Genomic DNA, 22,274 nt, shown 5'->3' with positions numbered 1-22,274 from the left:
CTATGCTAGGAACTAAGTTTCTGATGAACTACGTACAGTTTAGTCGAAATCACTAGAATGACCATAGAGTTTTGCTTATGTATTTTATGGCTCGTTGCCCTTATGGTCCGGTCTCTATGGAAATATTGAGGAATTTCATTAAGTGAGAGCGAGTATCATTATCCCTTCCCACAACTGTAGGGAATTTCTAATCCAAACTTTGGAATCCATATTGAGAGAGTTGGGACCTCATGATGAGGTTGTTATTGTGGATGATGGCTCTTCGGACGGGACTAAAGAAAAGGTCTGTCCATTCTTGGCTGACGAACGTTTCAGGTATTTTTACCAGGACGCTAGTGGTGGTCCGGCTTCTCCAAGAAATGTGGGAGCACTGCATGCTCGAGGCGAGTATTTATTTTTCTTTGACTCGGATGATCTGATGTTACCCGGGAAGGTAACTTCGACCGTAGCAGCATTCGAAAGGTTCCCCCAGTCAGCTCTGATCTTCACCAATTTCGGTTGCGTCGATGAGAACGGCGAGATTCTGGACATGGATTTCCTTGAGGGTTATGAGCTGATCGACAAGATTCGTTCAGGTGGTGAGCCCGATGTCGCTCTCATTGATGCTCGTACTGCCTGCTCCCATCTGGCCCGTCAGAACTTTATTGGAACCTCAGGAGTTGCCATTAGATCGAGTATATTTTCGAAAATGGGAGGCTTCGACGAGTCACTAAAAAACGGTGATGACAAAGATATGTGGTTCCGGATCACCAGAAGGTATCCGATCGTTTATCTGGACAAGGAATATCACCTCTATAGGATCCGGGAAAATAGCATTTCGCGCGGAGGAGCGCTGAAGCGTGCTGATGCAAGGATCAGGGTACTCGAAAAGCAACTCCGAGATCCCGTGAGCAAAGCTTTTGCAAAGGATATTCGTCATCAGATAGCACTGAACTATCACTCGATGGCGTATGAATTGTTTTCGAGGGGTGATATGCGGGCGTCACGTGAAGCCTTGGTGCAAGCGCTCAACCATAGCCTGCAGCCCCGGTTTCTTTCGCTCTATCTTAAATCGTTGTTAGGTCGGCGTGGTGTGGCTGTAATAAGATCGCTGAAACACCGTGTAGGGATGTGACAAACATGCGCAGAGACATTTACGAAAGGACGCAAAATGGAACTCTCAGTTGTTGTTCCTGCATATAACGCCTCCGAGTCGATTGGCTCAACTCTCAATGCGGTCCTTGATGTCAAGAGAGTAGAGCTGGAGGTCATCGTGGTCGACGATGGCTCCACCGATGAGTTGTCGGTTGTAATTGAGCCTTTTATTAGGGATGACAGTGTGTCTCTAATTCGGCAGAGAAACTCCGGGGGGCCTGCATCGCCAAGGAACAGGGGCGTGGCAGTTTCCTCGGGCGAATACATACTGTTTCTCGATGCCGATGACCTGGTCATTTCGGAAGAAATAGAGGCAGTGCTTCTTGCTTTGTCGCGCAATCCTGAAGCGGTAATGATTTGCAGCAATTTCCACGTTGCCGACCAAGACCTCGGCATTCGCATCGAAAGGAATATAGATCGGTACGAGACGTTCCAGGTCTTATTAACAGAACCAGCAGCGCCAAATACCTGGCAACTTTCCAGTGAAGATGCCCTCGCTACACTCCTCCAAACTAACTTCGTTGGCACATCGAGCGTGATTGCCCGTCGTTCGGCGCTAGAGGCTGCGGGCCCGTTTGATGAGTCATTGAGGAATCTGGATGATCGGGATATGTGGATTCGTCTGGCGCAGTTAGGACCCATTCTTTACCGCGATAAACCATTCTATTTATACCGCGATACCCCGGGTAGTGTTTCCAAGCAACGGGAATTGCAGCAATTCAGGGAGAGGGTTGTTGTTGCTCAGAAGGTTTTGCGCAGCTCGGAATCTCCGCGAATCAGGTCGTTAGCGAAAGCTTGGCGGGCACGGAGCCTTCTGAAGATTGGCTATATTTTATTTCACAATGAAGCCAGGCCGTATGAGGCCTTGGGTGCGTTTGCCCGGTCATTTGTTTCCAAACCGAGTGGCGCTGCCTTGCGTGGTGTTTTGAAGTCATTGCTCCCGCCGCGAGTCTATAGATTGGTGAAGGCGCGGGCCAGTCAGCGTGGAAGATAGAAGTACTAATGGATTTTTGACAGTTGAGGCGAGTTTAGTGGACATTTCTGTGGTGTTGGCCACGTACAACCGGGATGAGATTCTTGCCAAGACCTTATTGAGCTTTCAGAGCCTTAAAACCGATGGCCTGGCTTGGCAAGTTTTTGTTGTGGACAACGCTTGCCGGCCTGAGACGTTGAAACTGGTGTCCGGGTTTTCTGAATCCCTTCCTGTCAGATACCTGGAAGAGGCCACTGCCGGCAAGAACAATGCGCTACTTCGGGCGATGCCTGAAGTTGAAGGGCAACTGGTTGTATTCACGGACGACGACGTTATAGCCGATCCCGACTGGTTGTTAAATCTCTGGTCCGGGGCGAAAAGGCTTCCGGAGTTTGATCTGTTTGGAGGGCGCATTCTTCCCTTGTTTCCGGAAGGTATGGAGCCGGAGGAGGGGATTGATCTGGACAATGGTTTTACGCGTTCAGCGTATGTGATTGCAGACTGGGATTTGCCCGAGGGAGAGATTCGGCCTGGAAGAATCTGGGGGCCCAACATGGCGGTCAGGAAAAGGGTGTTTGAGGCCGGGTATTCGTTCGATCCGTCGATCGGACCCTCCCAAAGTACAAATTACACTATGGGTAGCGAAACGGAATTCTTGCTCCGTGCTTCGGAGGCTGGTTTCAGAAGTGCGTGCATACCCTCCGCCCTGGTTCATCATCAGATCAGACCAAACCAGCTTTCCATCGATTGGCTCAGGGGGCGTGCCTATCGGCAGGGAAAAGGGAAGGCCGCCCTATACCGGGAGTTCGATGGTTACAAACACTGGTTTGGTGTACCACGGTTTCTTTTTCGGAAGCTTTTGACCCTGTTTACTAAAACACAGCTTTGGAGATTCTTGGGTGATAGCCACCGCTATTACCTGAATGCCATCGAATTGGGTATGTTCCAGGGGATTTTCGCCTATTACCGGGAGAAAGATCGTCCGAAGCGTCTCCGGTAATCAGGGCTGAGTCTGTTTTCTTAGTCCAATGCCGGACAAGAGCAGATTGCGTTCCTCGTGATCCAGCAAGAGCAGGTATGCAAAGATCGCATAACTGCAGCCAAAGGTTCCGGCGAACAGAAGGAATTCCATCAACCCCGGGTCTCCGGCAGCAAAGCTGATGCCGAAATACCACAACAGTCCAAATACAGTAATCTTTGCGACTAAAGGAAGAACAGTTTGGTACAGCAAGGTCACGGGGACGCTGCTGTGACGCGAGACAAGGAGGGGAATGATGAACGGTCGAGTCACCAGGAAGGGTAAGGCGATGGCTATGGAAGCCGCAAGAAGAGGCTTCTCCATCAGATGAATCAGTACTGGAATAAGGATGAGGGAAGAAGCCGCCTCAGTAGCCGAAACATAGGCCTGATACTGGTGTTTGGCGATGGCAAACAACACATTACTGTATGGGGCGGTAATAAATACAAGCAGTTTGGCTGAGAGCAGTACAACCAGAACAAGATACGCTTCGGCGCTTTGGAAGTCGCTTCCCATCCACAGGCGAATCAGGTCGTTTCCAAACAGGTAGGCTCCGATAAGTAACCCGCCAGCTACCATTGCGTTAAGGCGCAAAAACATTCGGACCTTGCGAGCCAGTTCAGCGTCGTCCTCTCGCGCAACCGCTTCGGTATACAGCGGTAATGTAAATCCGAACGCCTTGTACAGTAGCTGGTTGGAATATTCCACCAGCCGGACTCCCACATAATAGACAGTCAGCAAGGCAGGTGTGGTAAACGCCGCGACCATCCAGACATCCCCTCGTTCTTTCAGCAGCCGTGACAGGTCCACAATAAAAGCCCATGCACTGAAGCTGAAGATTTCTTTAACCGTAGCCTTGTCAATGAGCCGAGGTTGGAGACGTACCTCGGGTTCCAGATAATGGGCGATGAAACGAAATACAAGGTTGGAGAAGAATGACGATGCCAACTGTACCAGCGCAATGGCAATCAGCTGAAAGCCCTTGAACAGCAGCCAGGCGATGACCAGGGTGCTGGCTACTTTGAACGCAATTCGGGAGTAGGAGAGAAGATCCTGCCTGAGATGATAACCAGCAATGCCCGCGTAGCTCTTGAAAGGAAATTCGACAGCGACATTCAGCCCGACAATCAGGATCAGAATCTGCACCAGCCGTGTGTTTTCAGGAGACTCGACGAAAAACGTTGCACCAAGTGCGATGACGACGGACGTAAGAATAATAATTAAAGACAGGGCAGAATAGATGGCAAAAGCGGTAGACATCACCTGGCTTGCGCGCCGCCGGTCTTTTTGTGACAGCGCATAGGCGATGTAACGGGTAACACTTGAAGACATCCCGATATCGAAAAGATAGAGGGATCCGACTATGCTCCCGATTACAATCCAGATGCCGTAAAGGTTTTCGCCCAGGATACGGATCATCAACGGCATCATGATCAGGCCGGTGATGATGGCAACAACCGTTTCCAGTGTCCGGGCGAGGGAACTGGCTACGAACCGCTTGGCGCGCATTGTGTACTATCCGTGTGAAAGTGGTCCTTGCGGTGAGTATAGCTTACAAGCCAGTCCGCTGTTTTCAAAGAAGAGGGGCTGACCGTGGTCAGCCCCTCTGTTTGATGGCCTGGAACCGAACAATCAGAACTGCAAGACCTCGTGGCTGCTGGTGTAGGAGTTACCGGTCTGTACGCCTCCACCGACAATATGAACCTTATTGTCAATGGTTGCTGTCGCAGCGCCATGTTTGGGTGTAGGCACTTTGGTCAGGCTGCGCCAACTATTGGTGGCAGGATCGTACTCTTCGTTTTGCTCGAAGACTCCGGAAATACTATTGGGGTTAGCCTCGCCGCCCATAACCTGAACTTTGCCGGTAGCTGTTCCAACACTCATGGCCCGCCTGCCTGTGGGCATTGGAGTCATGTACTGCCAGGTGTTGGTGGAGGCGCTGTACTTCTCGACAGAAGAGAGTGCTGGTTCCGGGGCGGAACCATCAGAATTACGCACCCGTCCACCGAATACATACAGCTCTCCATTCAGCACGGCTGAGCCGGGGTTGTCGCGGCGGGTTTGCAGGCCCGCTGCACTCTGCCAGGTCCCCGTGCCCGGGCTGAAGACTTCAACTGTGGCCAGGGATACACCGCTGTTGTCCATGCCGCCTACTACATAAATCAGCCCATTCACAGCTTGTGCGGTTGCGCCCCCGCGGGCGGTCGGCATCGGCGGCAGAGTCTGCCAACTGTTGCTCGCCGGGTTATAGACGGCCGCATTGCTGACCGCTCCGGAGAAGGGCGCGGTTGAGCCGCCAAACACATAGATCCGGCCGTTAAGTGCGACGACAGCCGGATTTTCAACCCCCGGACCAGGCAGGTTGGCGCCCTGGCTCCAGCTATCCGAGTTCGCGTCATAGATGAAGAGCGTGGTCAGGTGACCGCTGGCATTTTTACCACCGACCATGTACATCCTCTCGTTGATAGAAGCGCCACTGGCGTCAAGTATGCTGATCGGGCTGGGCGCCAGGGTAAGCCAGCATCCCAGGCTTACAGGGCTGAGCGATGTTAGCTTGCCGCCACCGAACTGGCCTACGAAAATGGTGCCGTCGGGGCTACTGGTCATTGGCAACGGATCATTGAAACCGGTCACCAGAGGCTCCCCTTCGATGACGCCATCGCCGGTTTCATTAAGGCGTACACGGAAAATGTCATCACCAATGGAATAGTTGGTTATCAACAGTTGCCCGTTCAGGTAGTCGCCAACACAACCTTGAGCGCCGCTGTACTCGATAATAGCGTTGGAAGATTTGTGGTCCCCCAGATCGAAGAGGGCTGGTTCATAATTGGGCAACGGAGCGACATTCTGGTAGCTGCCATCCTTGAACACGCACTCGTCACGGTACGGGTTGGGGTGACCGTAATACTTGCCTTCCTGAATCAGCAGTAACAGGTCTGGTTGTGCGCCGGGGTTATGTCCGCCGTTCAGATAACTGGCGGTATTTGCGAGCCCGGTACAGACTGGTTCGGGTTTTGGCGGATAGGTACCGGTAACACCAAGGCCGTTGTCTGTGGCGTACATCTTGCCGTTGGAGTGGAATACAAAGTCGTAGCTGTTTCTCAAACCAGTGGCATAAGGCACCACGTCACAGGGAGGCGGGCCGTACATGTTCGTGGTATTCGCACAAGTGCCATCAAACGATGCGGCGAATACATCGGCTACGACGATAGCTGCACTGAGTGGCTGCTCTGCCCGGTCTCCGAACTCGGATGCCGAGCTGTTCGGCGCGCCTGCACCCGTGTTGCCCCCGACAGCAATGTACAAACGGTTGTCGTCGCCAAAATGAATGGAGTTGATGGAATGGTTGGCGATTGCGCGGGGAAGGCCGGTGATTCGGTGTTCCACATTCGCAAAGTTTGTGCCGCTGAGGCGGGTGACCATGCCGGAGTTAACTTCACCATTATCAATGGACGGGCTTGAGTGAGCTACCCAGAGATCCATGTTTCCGGCTGTTGCATCCGGCGACACGGTGATACCCAGGGTGAGGCGCGGTCCTACGCTGTTAATCAGGGATTCGATGACCTGATCGTCCACTACATTCATATCGGCATCAAAAGTGAGGGCGCGGATGGTGCCGAACAGTTCTGTTACATAGAGTCGGTCATCGGGTCCCCATACCATGGAGGTCGGGTAGTCGATATTGTAATCCTTGCGCAGGAATTCCACTGCGGATTCGGGCGAGAGGGGGCCTCCCCCCGCTTCCATAGTGAACTCATCGAACAGGTAGGTTATCGGGCTCGAACCGTTACGGTGAGTTGCAAAAATACCAGTAAAGCTGCGGGTACCAATCTCCGGATCTATTCCTGCGGCATCGAAGCTGAAGAATTCATCCGGGGGAGACACGGTTCCTGCCTGCTTGGTGGTTCCACCTTCGACCTTGTAGGTCAGATCCACAGTCCGGTTGTAAGGATTCACAATCATCGAGAGTGTGACGTCGGCTCCAGCAAGACCAGTTACCGTGATGTTCTTTTCTGTCGCGATGCTTCCTGCGAGTTCAAGGAGGTAGTGAATCTTTAGCCCCTGAGGAGTAGAGATGACTACCAATTTCACATAATTGTCCTGATTGTTTCCGAACCAGAGTCCCGCTTGTTCGTAATTGCCGCTCCCGGCCGGAACGTTCAGAATTTCAGTGGAAATCTGTGTGATCTGGTTCGGTGCCGCGAAACCTACTCCGAGGGCATTGTCCTGGCTGTTTATATTCTTGAATGAAATGCCGGAAGTAGTGGTGTACTTCAAAACACCTTCGAAAAAGCTCATTTCCAGGTTGGCCGGTATATACCCGGACCCACTGGCCGGTTCATCGAGCCATGTAAACCCTGTTCCCCAGCCATTGGAATCAGGGTAGTAACCCTGACCTTCGGTGAAGGTGAGTTGATAGGGCAGATCAATGCGCACGTCGCTGCATGGTACCGGTGCGCACTTGTCATCACTGGACAGGATCATGGTTACCGGAACGTTGATCGCTGATCCACTGCTCGGTGTGAGTGTGATCGTGGCGTCGAAGCTACCGGTGGTAAGGCCTGAGCTGTCGACCTGTACACTGAGATTCTCGGGCGTGGTCCCGCTGGTGGGAGACACAGAGAGCCAGGGCATATTGGTACTCACAGTAAAACCCTGACTCTCATTGGCGCTGTGACTAACGCTCAGGGTCTGGCTGGAGATTGGAGAGTCAGGCTGACCGTTGAATACCAGCGAGGTAGGGTTGGCCAGGATGCCCTGAGAGCCCGAGGTAACAGTCAACGTATAGGTGAGCTCTCCTGCCGTGTACCCTGAGGCACTGGCTGTGAGTTTTCCGCTGTAGGTGCCTGCGGCGAGCCCGGCTGGATCCGCAGTAACAGTTATCGTTGCCGGAGTCGTGGCCGAATTGCCGGTGGCAGACAACCAGCCAGCGCTCGATGAAATTGAGAAGCTGGCGGAGGAGTTATCGCTCGCGGTCAGGCTGACACCTGTCGTAATGGGGTCCGGATTATCGACGTGCCGGGATCCGGAAAGGCTGGCGTTACTGAAGGAAAGCGCCGCCATGTCGTTGGCGACAGTGAAGAACTCAGTCACCTCGTGAAGGCTACCGTCGCTTTCCCTCACGACCGCAGTGACCGTATGGCTACCTTCAATCAGTATCGAGGTGTCATAAGGATAGGCTGTGTCGTCCGGTGCTGTGCCCGCCATGTCATAGGGAGGCATATTTTCAGTCTGGTTGGGGGTACCTGATTTCTGGGGGTTATCGATGTAGAACCTGACCTGAGACATGCCACTTTGCTGGGGCACGAAGACATAGATATCCCCGGCAACCGTAGAGCCATTAAGCCCGGTAGCACCGGAGCGGTCAGGCGAGGTGCTGATCATCAATGAATAAGCAGTGTTTGAGGGTTGTACCACTGTCAGGTCAACCGTCAGGTAAGCTGTAGCAATGCCGGTACCGGTAGCCTCTACCGTCGCTGTATATTGGCCGGCGCTCAATCCGTCCGGGTTTGCGGTGATGGTAAGAGTTTCGGGCACAGTGCCGGTGGTGGGTTGAACTGTTAGCCAGTTGGCATTATCCGAGATAAAGAACGTCTCACCACCCGATGTTGATGAAGACAGACCCACCTGTAATGTTTTTGAACCGCTGCCCGCCTCCAGTGCAAAATCCAGATTCGTTTGGCTGAAGGAGAATGCTGGCGCAGAGTTGTTGACTGTAAAAGTTGCTGACAGTAATTCGCTGGTGCCATCGGTGTACGTGGCACGCGCATAAACACTGTGTTGACCGTCGGGAATGGAGTTGGTATCGAACGGGATTGCCGTGAGATCGGCCGCTGTCCTGTTGAAGTCAAACGGCTTCAGCCTCTCCGTCACTCGTGGCGAGGCTGGAGGCGGATTATCCAGGTAAAAATCAACTTGCTTTATCCCGGTTTCCGGCGCCACAAAAATGTACACCAGATCATTGAGTTGGGCACCGCTGAGCGCAAGAGGAGCAGTCCGCTCCGGGGATGTGCTCACCAACAAATTGGGCGCTGCCTGAACGGCAAATGTAGCCAGAAAAAAACACGCTGCCAGAATGAAACGCAGGGTATAACGAAGCCGGAAATCACGCATGCCTGGTTGCCTCCCTCAAGACTTTTTGTAATTCCTTTTCCCCCTGGATAGCGAGCATCTTTCTTGCCAGTCAAGCACTTCAGGCCTTAATACAATGTGATATGCTCGACCCTAATCTGCGTGCAGCCGCAGCTTGTAAGGTTTATTGACAGGCCTTGTCAGCGGTTTACTCAAGGACGACGCAAACATGAATCTTTTTTTGACCAGAGCCTGGCAGGATGCCTGGTGGAAGTACTGGGGATCGACCCCGGGTTTCGAACTCGTGAGTGAAGGCCGGGGTTGTTCGGGGCTCTATCGGGACCGCTACAAGTACAAGGGCGTTCTGCCTGTAACCTGCCTGCAGTTCATTGGCACGAACTATCGCCGGCTCTCCACGCCCCGCACTGAGTACAATACGCTTCCCGCTGCCAGTCCCGAGGCAATATTTTCTGTGGATTGGAGTGAGGCGGTGCTCTCTGACATGCCGGAGGACTCACCGGGCGTCCGGGCTCTTCTGGAATTGGCGGACGATCGCGGGTGCCTGGTTCGGCGAACTGGCGGAGATGTTGCCTACTCCATTGAGACGAATGGCCTTTTCAGCGACTACCTGGCGAGCCTGGGTAGTGGTACACGTTTAAGGCTGTACAATCGCCGTTCGGTCCTGGAGCAGCTTGGTAGTGTGACCATTGGGAACTGGTGGCCCGACAAGCTTGTCTCATTTTTTGAGTTGTTGAATGACTTCCATCGTGAACGCTGGGGTCAGCCCTGTTTCAACGAGACGAGCCTGTCATTTCATCGTGAATTTCTGAAGAATATTGTTCACGAGGGCGGCAGGCCGGAACTGTCGGTGCTTTGCGTTTCGGGCAGACCGGTTTCTGTGCTCTACAATGTTCTGTATAGAAATGTGGCATATAACCTGCAGGCCGGGTTTGTGGAGAATTTCCATAAAAAGCTGGCCCTGGGGACGCTGCATCTTGGTTACAGTATCGAGGCGGCGTTCGAGAATGGTGACGTTGAGGCTTTCGATCTGTTGGCGGGCGGAGGAAAGAATGCAGACTATAAGGCGAAACTCGCAACCGATCGAACACCCCTGGTATCGCTGATGCTGGTGCGCAGCCGGCTTTTCAAACTGTTATACCGTATCAAGGACTCGAGGTAGAGAATCCGGACATGGACCGTTCCACACTCCAAAGGCATTCCCCATGGCTATTGCCGGTCGTTCTCCTGGCCGGAGCCGGGATTGCAGTCTGGCCAGCTCTCCAGGTGCTTTTCAGCCGCTGGCAGAAGTTCGACGAGTCCTATTCCCACGGTTTTCTTGTTCTGCTCGTTTGCGTGGTGCTCTCCGTGCGCAAATGGCGAACCCTCCGCCCGGTCAACGGGTTTTATCCGGGCTGGTTATTTCCTCTTGCCCTGGCAGCCGCTGTCTACCTTGCTGGTAGTGTCCTTTTTGTCGAGGCTTTCCAGCAGATAGCGATGGTTCCCTTGTTTCTCGGTTTGCTGTTGTTGATTTGGGGCTGGCGACAGGCGTCCGCATTCTTCCTGCCCATTGGCCTGTTTATTTTTGCTATTCCGGTGTGGGATTACCTGTCCTGGCCACTGCAACTGATCACCGTCGCGGTGAACCAACTACTGTTGTCGGCACTCGGAATCGATTTCACGGTTGAAGGGGTATTTGTCTACTTTCCGGGGGTGGGGGCCTTTGAGATCGCTCATGGCTGTTCCGGGCTGCGTTATCTCCTGGTCGGCCTGACGATTGCCACCATTTACGCGGAGCTGAGCTATCAGCGTGTGACAGAAAGGGTGATTCTCCTGTTCGCAGCGGCGCTGCTGGCCATGGTTGCCAACTGGATCCGGGTATTTGTGATCATCTATGTTGGTTACGAATCTAACATGACCTCGTCGCTGATCTGGGAGCATGACTATTTTGGCTGGTGGGTCTTTGCAGGAACACTCGTACCATTGTTTGTGCTGGCAAGGTACCTGGAGCACAGGCAAGAGCAGACGTCTGCAAGCTCAGCCGGCAAGGGTCTTGCCAAGAACAATGGGGGGATGAAAGCCTGGATTTCACTGGTTCCGGCTTTAGTTTTTGTAACCCTTGCATGGGCGGTCGAATCCTCAACTGCAGAAGCAGATTATACGGGCTCTGATCGGCATGGCTTTGAACTTCTTCCGTCGGAACAATGGTTACCCCTGTTTCGGGGTTCACTCGGGGGGTGGCAGCCGGTCATCCAGCAGCCTGATCTGGAATCGACCGGGGTTTTTGTTGAGCGGGACGAATTGCAGCCTGGACAAGCCCAGCCTGAATACTATGTCGGTCTCTTCACCTATAACCAGCAACGCCCCGGTAGCGAAGTTGTCCAGTATGCGAATCGACTTTATGATGCCGATCTCCTGCTTCCCCAGCAGACTTTCACTGTTCCAGCCGGGAGTGACACAACGTTGACCGGACTTGCACTTAAGTACAGGCAAAGCGAATCCAGGGTCTATCTTGCCTATGGCTATTACGTGGAAAGTTTCTGGCAGGCCGATGAGCTAAGAGCAAAGCTCGCCCAGTTACCCGGGATCTTCAATAACCGTTCTGATGCATCACTGCTTGTAATTGGCGTCCGGTGCGACACCTGTGATGGAAAGGCCAGCCTGGAGCGGCTGGCCCCCCTGGTCCGCGAGCGGGTCGAGAACCGTCTGGATGAACGGTTCGGGGCTGCCGGGACCAATTGATACAGCAGAGGCTTCAATCACGGGACCTCAGCGGAAACCGGTTCAGAGGGCGCACTGCTCAGTCCGTTGGTATCCACCACCCGAATGGTGAAGTACCAGGTTCCTGATTTCAGATTACTGAAGGTGTAGTTGTCCTCGCCACCGCCAACGTTGACGCTCTGATCCAGATTGGTGACCTCCTGGCCATAGTTGATGACATAGTAGTCAATCTCGGAGAGGAGGATCGAACTTCCGTCCATTCGGGTTGAAGGGGCCGTCCAGGTCAGTGTGACAGTGCCCGCGGTTTCCGATGGCGCGGGCTCACTTGTTTCCGGAGCCGTGGTCTGTGATGACTCGCCCGAGACAGTCGTTAGCGTGTAAGGATCGAGCCCGCTTTCGTAAGCCTCGATATTGCTGATGCCTGCATCGTTGTTCACGCCATCGGCATCAGGTACCCAGGCGTTCAGGCCGTATTGCAGCTCCCAGGTATCCGGGATGCCATCGCCATCGGAATCGACGCTGGCCATCTGGGTCATATCCGGCGAGACGACAGTGCTGGCGGTGTCGACGTTGGAATTGGTACTGAGGTTTCGAACACTATACTGTGCAACGGCTGTGCCTGTGCCTTCGTAGTACTCAATGGTGATTCGCAGTTCCTCGCCAGCGTTCATTGAACGGTTATAGGTGAAGGTTGTGGGAGCATGGGACGACCAGTCATTGATGACGAGTTCCCCGTTCGCATAGAGGCGGACACCATCATTGGTACGCACTGAGAATTCATACTCATTGGTTCCACTGGAGTGAGGTGCCGTAAAGATACCGTTCCAGCGGACGGAGAAGTTGTCATCGGGGCTCTCCGGAATAGGAGCTCCGTTGCCCCAGTTGAAATCGACGGTTTCATCCACTCGTACCGCGAGCAGGCGTTCAAAATTGGTGCCGGAAAAGTATTGCCCTGTAAAACCGGTTACGTATGCGATTTCATCAGTCTCTGGCGTTGTGTCGGGCTCCGGTTCCGGTTCCGGGGCAGGGCTGTCACCCGGATCATTCAGCTCTGTTCCGGCAACGTATTCTTCCAGATTGGTGTAGCCATCATTGTCGAGGTCCTCGGAGGCATCAGCCGGATCCAGTGGGTCCATTCCATAGGCATATTCCACGCCATCGGGAATCCCATCGTTATCGGAATCCGGGTTCCCCTCGGCTGTGCCAATCAGGAACTCGTCCGCCGCGGACAGTAAATCCTGGTCCGGGTCGCTGGTGGCATCAGAAGGATCATTCGGATCGAGGCCATGCACGATTTCCCAGTTGTCGTAGAGGCCGTCCTGATCCTGATCCAGAGGTGGGTATGATGGGTTGAAGGTCAAGCCCTCCGAGCCATCGAGAAATCCAACCCGATAGCCAAGATGATAAGCCTCCTCACTACTCTGAATTGTGTCGGTTGCCGGTTGGGCCCAGCTATGGATATAAGAACTGCCAATCACCTGCTGTGAGGTTCCGGGCCCTTCCCAGGCAACAGCGAAATGGTCGCTGCCGTAGCCTTCTCTATGCAGGACTTCAAAGTAGTATTTTTGTGCGGAATCCAGAGAAATGTAGCGAGAAGTCTGTGAAGAATACTTCGTGAATTCGTTAACGTTAGTCCACCCGGGGACCAAGGATATAAGCTCGATATTCTCCGGCGAATCTGATGTGCTCAACCAGAATTCAGCCTCATCATTGCCACTCAGGAAAAAGCGATACTCGCCTGAGGTTGGCGGGCTGATAAACCCCCTGACGTAGGAGCCATAGTAATCTGCTCTATTGTCCGGATCCTCCAGGCTGGTTAACTCAGCAACCTCATCCGGATTATCCGGGAATTTGGTGGATGAGGTCATCGTGTCTATGGCGGTCCCATCGAGGTTGTCAAAATACCGCACCTCAACCTTCCCGGGCTCACTGGTCTCCGGAACCGCCGCAGTGGGAGGAAGCGACTCGATATCGCGGTACTGCCAGCTCTGACAGCCCGTCACAAACAAAATGGTGCATCCCAGCCCAAGTACTGTGCCCACAGACATAGTCATCCACCTTCCTGGTTAATGAAATAGTCTGTTAAGTATGGTGCCCAGCAGTTTGCGCGCCAGCGCGGGCTTGGAACATTTCGCTCTTTGTGCCCAAAGCTTATATCGCCGGCTGCTTACAGTTTCTCCAACAGGGCGTCCGCCTTCTCTTGTTGGCCTGTTGCCTTGTAGGCTTCGGCCAGGTGCAGGGCAATCTGTTCTCCCGGTTCAAGCTCATAGGCTTTCTCGAGAATCGGGAGGCTATCCTCGTGGAACCCTTCGTTGAACAGGATCCAGCCATAAGTATCTGCGACGGAGCCGGATTGTGGTGCAAGTTTATAGGCGCGTTCGGCGAGGGGCAGTGCATCCGGATGATCCGATTCGAAGTAGAGCCAGGCCAGATTGTTCAGGGCCAGGATGTTGTCGCTGTCCAGTTCGAGGGCCCTCTTGTACGCCTGTTTCGCTTTGTCCGGCTGTGCCTGATTCTGGGCGAACAGGGCGAGGGTCAGGGGCAGACGTGGATCGTTAGGCCAGGTTTTCATGGCCTGCTCAAGGGCAGTGATGGCCGCTTCCGGATCACCGGCCTGATTCAGTTCCCTGGCGTGGACCAGTTCGGTTATTACTCGGCTCTGTTTTTCCAGCGCAAGCTGGTACATGCGGGCTGCGGCCGTGTGATTACCCTGATTGGCAAGATACTCCGCCTCCACAACCAACGGGCGGTCGGACTCGGGGTGGGCCAGGCGGGTTTCCTCGACGATCTTGCGCGCCTGTTCCGGCCGCCCCTGTCGGAAAGCCAGGCTGGCGGAAGCAACGGCTATGTCGAGTTGTCTCGGAAACAATGCGCGGCCGCGATCCAGAATTCGTTGAGCTTCGGCCGTGTCGCCTTCTGCCATCTTCCGTGCGGCGGTGTCGTAATAGAGCTTCGCCACCAGCGGTTCAGCTTCGGCCGGTTGGTTCTCGGTATTACGCTCTATCAGGGTGGCCGTCAGTTCGTCCGCCCTCGAAGGATTTTCGCCCATCAGGGCCTGCTCAAGCAGTACCATTCGCGGTGCGATGGCGTCCGGCTGTTGTGCAAGAAGCTTTTCCATATCAGCTGCAAGCTCTTCCGGCGTGAGCAGTTCCGAGAGGCCCCTTATCGCGCCGGTCGTGTTCGGTTCGGTCGACAATGCGTCCCGGTAGAGGCCGATAGCACCGTCCCGGTTTTCGCGGTACAGGGCTAGCCGGGCCAGTGCAACGAGGGGAGCGGCAGTATCGGGGGCAGCCTCCCGGGCCTGCTCAAAATAGCGCTCTGCTGTGTCGGGCTCTTCGTTTTGTAACGCCAGTTCCCCGCGAACCAGTATGGCGCGGCTGTTTTCCGGCTGCTGTTTGATCCATTGCTCCGCCGCTCCGACAGCCTGGTCAAGCTGACCGTTGGAAGCGTAGGCCTGCACCATCAGTTGCCAGGCATCGTCCCGGAGCACTGGGACCTCGGTGAGCATCCGGATGTGCTCCAGGGCGTCTTCTGTACGGTCTGCCTGCACAAGGTAGCGGGCGTAGCGCAGTCTGAGCGTGTGATAGTCAGGCTTCTGGCTGAGAGCGGATTCGATAATCCGCTCACCGGCCTCCGCATCCCCGCTGGCGAGGGCAGTGATTCCCACCAGTGCCATGACGGACGGATCGTTTTCGTCTCCTTCCAGACCGGCAATCGCTTCTCTGGCACCTTCGATGTCATTCAGGCTCAGACGGGTGGCTGCAAGCAGTTTATTTGCCGCGTCCAGTTCGCCCATTTCAGCGATCGGCGCCAGCAGGCTCTCGGCTTCTTCCACGCGCCCCTGTCTCAGGCGAATCAAGCCCAGTAACAGGGCGCCTTGCTGATGTTCCGGCGCCTGGGCCAGGATCTCTTCAAGATAACCGGCAGCGGAATCCAGATCGTTCTCCTCCAGGGCTGCCTGGGCCGCGGTCAGGTTGGCCTTGATGGTGCCCGGGGCCGATTTGGCAAGAATTTCCTCGTAGACGAAGGCTTCCCTGGCTTTGCCCTGCGCCCGGAGCACGTTGATAAGAGAGGAGATGGTTTCGTATTTCCGGTAGGTCATCACATCGTACTGGCCGATGTCCTCGAGGGCGCGGATATAGGCGGTTTCCGCCTCGCCCCATTGTTCGTTGGCATCGGCCATCCTGGCCTTGAGAAGCCAGAGTTCCGGGTGGCTCTCGTCGATCTGGCTGGCGGTATCCAGCAATTCCTCTGCCTGTTCCTGGTCGCCGGATAGCCAGGCAACCCGGGCCAGGCCAATAACCGGCATGATGGCGTTGCTGTTGGCTTCGCGGGCCTGCCGATATACCTCGCCGGCCTGCTCGAGTTGCCCGGAATCAATCAGGATACGGCCGCGTAGCAGATCGGCCTCAAGCTGCTCCTCGTTACCCGGCGAGTCGAGCTGCTCCAGTGTGGCAAGTGCCTGCTCGTGCCTGCCTTTCATTAAAAGGGCTTCTGCCCGGATAAGACGGGCGCGGTTGCGATCTGTGCGGTTCAGGGACTGCTCGGGGATACGCTCCAGAAGTTCGTCCAGCTGGCGCTCGGCGTTGACTGCATCGCCGGCGATCAGCAGATTGTTGATAATCAGAAGATAGGGCTCGGACTTTTGTGGCTGAAGCTCGATGGCGCTTCTCGCTTCGAGGGTGCTGGCCTTGAGCTCTCCCTGTTTCTGGAAGAAGCGTGCCTGGTCAAGGTGGCTGATGTATTGCAGTTCTTCCTGGGTCATCTCCGTGTCGCTGCCGCATCCCGCGATGCCCAGAATGATTGCGGTAGACAGCAACGTTACCCGCAAAACCTCTGCTACTTTCATGGCTGAATTCCTTCGCATGTTCCGGATTTTATTCTTGATATGGTTTAGGCATTGTCGACGAACTCGGATGTCTCGATCCTGTATTTGTCTGTCAGGTTATAGAGTGTCGGCCGAGTTATACCGAGCAGGCGGGAGGCCTGAGCCATGTTGAAATTGCATGATCGGAGGGCCTGGGTGATTGCCCGCCGCTCGGCGTTCTCACGAACCTGCCGGAGGTTCAGCTGAGTGTCCGAAGGGGGTTGCTCCGCGGGCAGATCAAGATCCACTGCCGTTACCCGCTTGCCATCGGCCATGATCGTTGCCCGCTTGACCTTGTTGATCATCTCCCGCACGTTGCCGGGCCAGGAATAGCCGGTGATGGCGTTGACAGCATCCTCGGTGAAGGTCAGGTTCGGCCGGTCCATCTGCTTGCCCAGGGATTTGAGGAGAGACTGGGCAATGACCAGGGCATCTCCATTCCGGTCCCGCAGTGGTGGGATATCGAGTGTGATTTCACTGATGCGGTAGTAAAGGTCCTCCCGGAATTCCCCGCTTTCGATCAACTGGCGAACATCACGGTGGGTGGCGCACACCACGCGTACATCGACCGGGATGGGTTTGACTGATCCGACCCTGTCGATAACCCGCTCCTGAAGAAAACGCAGCAGTTTGGCCTGCAGCGCCATCGGCATATCGCCAATCTCGTCCAGGAACAGGGTGCCGCCGTTGGCGCTCTCGATCTTGCCTTTCTTGCTCTGGGTTGCGCCGGTGAAAGAGCCCTTCTCGAAGCCGAACAACTCGCTTTCCAGCAGGTTCTCGGGAATGGCTGCGCAATTGATCGCGGCAAAGGGCTTGTCTGCTCTTTGGCTGAGATCATGGAGTCCACGGGCAAGAAGCTCTTTGCCGGTGCCGGTCTCGCCGGTGATCAGGGTCGTGACATCGGTGGGAGCAATCTTCTCCAGGGTCCTGCAGATGGTCATCATCTGCGGACTGGCGGCGACGATGCCTTTTATGCTGGTTCCGTTCTTGTGTTTGGAAAGGTCGCGATTCTCCCGTTCGAGTTCCGCCAAACGGAAGGCCCGATTGACCACAAAGGCAAGAATATCGGCATCCAGTGGTTTCTGGTAAAAGTCCGAAGCGCCCATGCCGATGGCCCGGACGGCGTTTTCCTTGTCTTCACGACCGGTGACGACGATGACCTTGGTCATAGGGGAAAGGCGGAGGATTTCCTCCAGCAGATGAAACCCTTCGGTGGCGCCACCGGGATCCGGCGGCAGGCCCAGGTCCAGAGTAACGACTTCCGGTTCAAGTCGCCGAAGCGCTGTGAGGGCCGATTCGCGATCCGAGGCAACTGCCACTTCCAGATCATCGCTGAAACACCAGCGCATCTGGCTTTGCAGGCCCGGGTCATCCTCTACGATCAGGAGTCGTTTGTTTACAACCACAACACGTTCCTTGTCATGCTCACTATAATTTGCCGAAACGGGGTGTTTCGCAGTGTCCTTACACCTGATTCTCAACCGAACATTGACACTTTGCAATCGCTGTGTTCACTCAATTTGAAAAGCGCCATTTAATTGACGTTTCGTGCCGGGTTTTCGGTGTTGAAATCTGGCAACTCCCCGTCTGGTGAGGCGTCACCTTCTTCTTCCCGGGCCAACGGAATGCGCACTGAAAAGCACGAACCAACCCCGGGCTCACTCGTCACATCAATATTTCCCCCAAGCTGCTTGATGTATTCCCGGGCCTGGTAGGCGCCGATCCCCATCCCGGTCAGACCCTTGGTGCTCTCGAAGGGCTTGAACAGGGAGGTATTGATGAACTCCTCGCTCATACCGCTGCCGCTGTCCTGGATAAACAGCACAACATTGCCCCGGGCTATCTTAAGATTCAGGGTGATTTCCCCGTCCGGTAGTGTGGCGTCCTGGGCATTCTGGATCAGGTGTCCCAGTACACTGCGCAGCTGCTCGTAATCCGCACGGATCCAGGCGCTTGGTAGATTGCCTGTCAGCCTCGGGACGGGGCGCTGATGGCTGTGATGGGAGACCAGGCTGCGGGCCAGTTCGGCGAGGTCGATGTCCTGTACTTGCGGATCTGCGATGCTGTCGGGCTTGCGGATGTGGTCCACGAGGTTGGACATTTTCCGCACCGCGTGCTCGGTGGTGTTGATCATGTCATCGATAAACGCGGGGTTGTGCTTGTGCTTGGGCGCGTTCTTGACCAGCAGCGACAGCTGGGCGATCACGGTTTTCAGGTCGTGAACCATGAAGGAGGACGCCTTGCTCACCGCCTCGAACTGCATGGCCCGGGACAGCCGGTGCTGCGCGTCCGCCTGGGCCAGCAGGTTGCAGGACTGTCTTGCCACCACCTTGATCAGGTCAAAGTTTTCCCAGTTCAGTTCCAGTCGGGCGAAAGGGTTACCCACCATGGCGATGCCATAGAGGTCGTTGTCCAGATAAAGGGGGATCACGAGCCATGCGTCGGGGCTCTGGGCAATGGCGTCAGGTATTTCCAGCAGGTCATAGCTGACCGGGTCATTACGATACTCGTGCAGGTCGACAATCCACTCCCGTTGCCCGAACAGGCGAACCAGGTCCGAATCCGCGTCGATCATCGTGTATCGGGGCATGGCCATGTTGACCGAGCCCTTGAGGGTATAGGCCCCTTGTTCGTCCCGGAGCCAGATGGCGCCAGCATTGCTTTCCACCAGGCCGGACAGGATGTGGATGACGCGGATCGGCAGGGGAGGGTCATCGCCGAGATTGGCCATTTCCCGTGTCATTTTCAGCCATTCTTCCCGGTAGTCGTACTTGTAGTCGAAGAAATTCTGGCTGATCCGTACCATCAACCGTGCCCGTATCCGGCGGGACAGCAGCAGGGTGACGAGGAAGGTGAGGGAGATGGTGAAAAACAGGACCCTCAGGGCATCGCCCCAGTCTCCGCCGAGGATCTTGACGTAATAGCCTCCGAGGGCGAGGAACAGCAGGTAGCCGCCGGCCAGGACCAGGGTGCCGGCATGGAACACCGCGGACCGGGACAACTGGAAATCCACCGGTTGCTTTCGGGTGTTCAGTACGTTGACGGCAAACAGGGGCACCAGCAGCGCATTCACCAGGCCGCGGGCATTCCAGAAGGATTCCGATACCTGGCCAAACAGCAGGGCGTCGGCGTACATGAAGAAATCGAAGGCGAAGATGGTGGCAATGCCGATGCAGATGTACTTGATGCTTGAGCGGCCGAAATTCGGGGAATTGCGCCAGATCTGCTCGACCAGTGAGAGCCCCATGAGGGAGAGGGCGATCTGCCCCAGCACCCTGGTCTTGCCGTTCAGGACTTCCCAGCCGAAGGTAAACTCGAGGATTCCGAAAGCCAGCAGGGCAAAGATCAGGGTAAAGATCGACGCCCCGAGGATCCGCTTCATCTGCCCGTGAATGGTGCCCTGTCGGGAGGCGTTGCGAAGCAGGGCGAACAGGAGGATGATCCAGGCGCCGTCCCGGAGCAGTTCAATGATATAGCGGGGGATAAACCCGGGAGCACCCCAGAGTGATTGGGTCACCAGGGCACTGGCCCAGATCGTGGTCGCCAGGGCAGCGACAAACAGCGCCCTGTCCACGTCCCGCCTGAGATAGCGGGTCGCGACAAGAAGGGTCAGCAGGCCAAAGGCAATGGCTGCTGCGCCGTGGCTGATCAGGCTGAGATCACTTAGCATCCCTCGCTTCCTGCGTTGCTGCTTCGCTCCGTGACCGCAGGCCGGTCGTTACACCGGTCGCTTGTTCTCCCGGTAGAACCGGAAGATTTCCTTCAGGGGCCGTTTCGGCTTGAAATCGAACTCCCTGGCAAACGCTCTGCCGTCGATAACAACAGGATACTTGAAAAAGGCGGTCAGATACGAAGGGAAACTTTTCAGCTTCAGGGTTTTCAGGATCAGGTTCGGAACCACCGGCGGAATGGACGGAATCGGGATGCGCCGGCAGCCGCAGAGTTTGAGTGCGTGCTGGTAGGCCACCCAGTCCTCCGGAGCCACGTTGTAGACCCCACGAACCGGTTTCTTGTATGCCCTGACGATGGCATCCGCCATGTCCTCAATATGGATAAATTGCATCATCGGCGAGAACCCCGCCAGTACAGGGGCATTCTCGCTGGCGAGCAGGGAGCTCATGGTGTTGCGCACCCCGGGCCCGACGATGTTACACGGGCGCAGGATGGTGATATTGAGCTCCGGATAGCGCCACAGATAGATGTTGGCCAGATTCTCCAGCTCTACCGAATCCACCAGATCCGCACTCAGGCCGGCGGCTTTCAGCGGCGCGGACTCGTCGATCAGAGCCGGATTGTAGGCCACCGCACCGTAGACGTGATACGTGGAGAGCACCACAACCCGTTTGATGCCGTATTTGTGGCTCAGGTCCAGCATCTTCTGGGTGCCCAGCACGTTGGCGTTATACCGGCGCATCCGGGTCAGCTGGCTGGACTGGATCCGGCCAAGGTGGATCACGCCGTCAAACTCGTAGCGGCGGAACAGGTCCTCGAACACGCGCTTGGTAAAGTCGATGCAGTAACTGGGAATGTCGTCCCCCAGGTAAACCTGCTCCCGGAAATCCACGGCCACCAGGTCGCAATGATCCCGCAGCTGGTTGATGACCCGCTGGGCCAAGGCGCCGGCAGCACCGGTAACGAGGATGTGGGGTCTGCGTTGCTTGGTCATCAGAACAGCTTTTTCCTTTCACTCAATCCCTTGTCGATGAGGCGGCTGATTTCCGCTTTCACCTGCTCGACCCGTTCGGTTACCAGTTCCTCTGGAATTTCCAGGTCATCAAAATACATGGGTGGGCCAAAATTCAGGTGCACCTTGGCGGGCAGCACCACCGGCATGGCGACCGGTGCGTAGGGAATCCCCAGTGCTTTTGCCAGGGGTTTGATGTTGGCAATGGCCGGGATGGTTTCCTCACAGCCGACGACACCGACAGGCACAATCGGCGCCTTGTACTTCATCGCAAGGTGCATGAAACCGTTGCCGAAGCGCTTGAGCTGGTAGCGGTCCCGGTAGAGCTTGCCTGAGCCCCGGATGCCCTCCGGAAATACGATGACCGCTTCATCATTGGCCAGCATCTTGGCGCAGTTGACGGGATCGCCGAGCACGGCGCCAAATTCGTTCAGCAGGTTGCCCAGCCAGGGAACGGTGGGAAAGAACCGTTCGATCATGGCCCGGGGAATGCGGGGCTGCCGCTCGCGGGAAGCCAGGGCATAGCCGACCAGGAGCCCGTCAATCGGGAGCTGCCCGCTGTGGTTGGCTATGATCAGCACCGGGCCCTCGGCAGGCACGTTCTCCACCCCGTGGGCCTCCACCCGAAAATACTTTTCGTAAATTTGCCGGGTGAGGCTAAAGCCGTATTTGATGGCTTCATTGTTGTAGCCCCAGGGATCGTACCCCAGCGAGCCGATGGGCTTGCGGATTCGGTTGATGTGCTCGTCGATATCTGCGGGTATCAGTTTGGATTTCAGGTAACTCGCCAGGCTCATCCGTTCTCCCC

13 protein-coding genes are annotated in these 22,274 nt (G+C 55.5%); 5 read left to right on the top strand and 8 right to left on the bottom strand.

Annotated features, from left to right (window positions below):
• Window positions 1-142: 142 nt before the first annotated feature.
• Genes ACESMW_RS00800 through ACESMW_RS00790 form a run of 3 tightly spaced genes read left to right on the top strand, consistent with a single transcriptional unit; the run spans window position 143 to window position 3,107 of the window.
• Entirely contained in the window at window positions 143-1,114 is a 972-nt protein-coding gene (locus tag ACESMW_RS00800) for a glycosyltransferase family 2 protein (protein WP_372985192.1), read from the top strand.
• 36 nt (window positions 1,115-1,150) lie between these two features.
• Window positions 1,151-2,128 (top strand): glycosyltransferase family 2 protein, encoded by a 978-nt coding sequence (locus ACESMW_RS00795; protein WP_372985191.1) that lies wholly within the window; start codon window positions 1,151-1,153, stop codon window positions 2,126-2,128.
• Window positions 2,129-2,165: 37 nt separating this feature from the next.
• Window positions 2,166-3,107 (top strand): glycosyltransferase, encoded by a 942-nt coding sequence (locus ACESMW_RS00790; protein ID WP_372985190.1) that lies wholly within the window; start codon window positions 2,166-2,168, stop codon window positions 3,105-3,107.
• Here the strand turns inward: ACESMW_RS00790 and ACESMW_RS00785 are convergent, their stop codons facing one another.
• Together ACESMW_RS00785 and ACESMW_RS00780 are read right to left on the bottom strand one after the other, a co-directional pair.
• Window positions 3,108-4,634, bottom strand: coding sequence for a lipopolysaccharide biosynthesis protein (locus ACESMW_RS00785; protein ID WP_372985189.1), 1,527 nt, complete (start codon window positions 4,632-4,634; stop codon window positions 3,108-3,110). It lies immediately after the preceding gene.
• A gap of 123 nt (window positions 4,635-4,757) precedes the next feature.
• Window positions 4,758-9,239, bottom strand: a complete 4,482-nt coding sequence (locus tag ACESMW_RS00780) for a kelch repeat-containing protein (RefSeq protein ID WP_372985188.1) — start codon at window positions 9,237-9,239, stop codon at window positions 4,758-4,760.
• Between the two features lie 187 nt (window positions 9,240-9,426).
• Between ACESMW_RS00780 and ACESMW_RS00775 the strand changes: the two genes are divergently transcribed.
• Together ACESMW_RS00775 and xrt are read left to right on the top strand one after the other, a co-directional pair.
• A complete protein-coding gene (locus tag ACESMW_RS00775; RefSeq protein WP_372985187.1) occupies window positions 9,427-10,377 on the top strand; it encodes a GNAT family N-acetyltransferase in 951 nt (316 codons plus the stop codon).
• 11 nt (window positions 10,378-10,388) lie between these two features.
• Window positions 10,389-11,936, top strand: coding sequence for an exosortase (gene xrt / locus ACESMW_RS00770; protein WP_372985186.1), 1,548 nt, complete (start codon window positions 10,389-10,391; stop codon window positions 11,934-11,936).
• A gap of 17 nt (window positions 11,937-11,953) precedes the next feature.
• On the opposite strand, the gene ACESMW_RS00765 is transcribed toward xrt, so the two are convergent.
• From ACESMW_RS00765 to ACESMW_RS00740, 6 genes are all read right to left on the bottom strand, one after another.
• The gene (locus ACESMW_RS00765) at window positions 11,954-13,969 is read right to left on the bottom strand and encodes a PA14 domain-containing protein (RefSeq protein WP_372985185.1); all 2,016 of its coding nucleotides are present in this window, start codon (window positions 13,967-13,969) and stop codon (window positions 11,954-11,956) included.
• 113 nt (window positions 13,970-14,082) lie between these two features.
• The gene (locus ACESMW_RS00760) at window positions 14,083-16,764 is read right to left on the bottom strand and encodes a tetratricopeptide repeat protein (protein WP_372985184.1); all 2,682 of its coding nucleotides are present in this window, start codon (window positions 16,762-16,764) and stop codon (window positions 14,083-14,085) included.
• A 44-nt stretch (window positions 16,765-16,808) separates the two neighbouring features.
• The gene (gene prsR, locus ACESMW_RS00755) at window positions 16,809-18,188 is read right to left on the bottom strand and encodes a PEP-CTERM-box response regulator transcription factor (protein ID WP_372985183.1); all 1,380 of its coding nucleotides are present in this window, start codon (window positions 18,186-18,188) and stop codon (window positions 16,809-16,811) included.
• A gap of 128 nt (window positions 18,189-18,316) precedes the next feature.
• Complete coding sequence (gene prsK / locus ACESMW_RS00750; RefSeq protein WP_372985182.1) at window positions 18,317-20,452, bottom strand: XrtA/PEP-CTERM system histidine kinase PrsK; 2,136 nt, start codon at window positions 20,450-20,452, stop codon at window positions 18,317-18,319.
• Window positions 20,453-20,500: 48 nt separating this feature from the next.
• Complete coding sequence (locus tag ACESMW_RS00745; RefSeq protein WP_372985181.1) at window positions 20,501-21,448, bottom strand: SDR family oxidoreductase; 948 nt, start codon at window positions 21,446-21,448, stop codon at window positions 20,501-20,503.
• A complete protein-coding gene (locus ACESMW_RS00740) occupies window positions 21,448-22,263 on the bottom strand; it encodes a lysophospholipid acyltransferase family protein (RefSeq protein WP_372985180.1) in 816 nt (271 codons plus the stop codon). Before ACESMW_RS00740 ends, ACESMW_RS00745 begins: the two co-directional genes overlap by 1 nt.
• Window positions 22,264-22,274 lie beyond the last annotated feature (11 nt).

Origin of the sequence: Marinobacter sp., assembly GCF_041690455.1 — a bacterium.
In the GTDB taxonomy this organism is placed as follows: Bacteria; Pseudomonadota; Gammaproteobacteria; order Pseudomonadales; family Oleiphilaceae; genus Marinobacter.
This window is presented reverse-complemented; position numbering and strand designations above follow the sequence as displayed.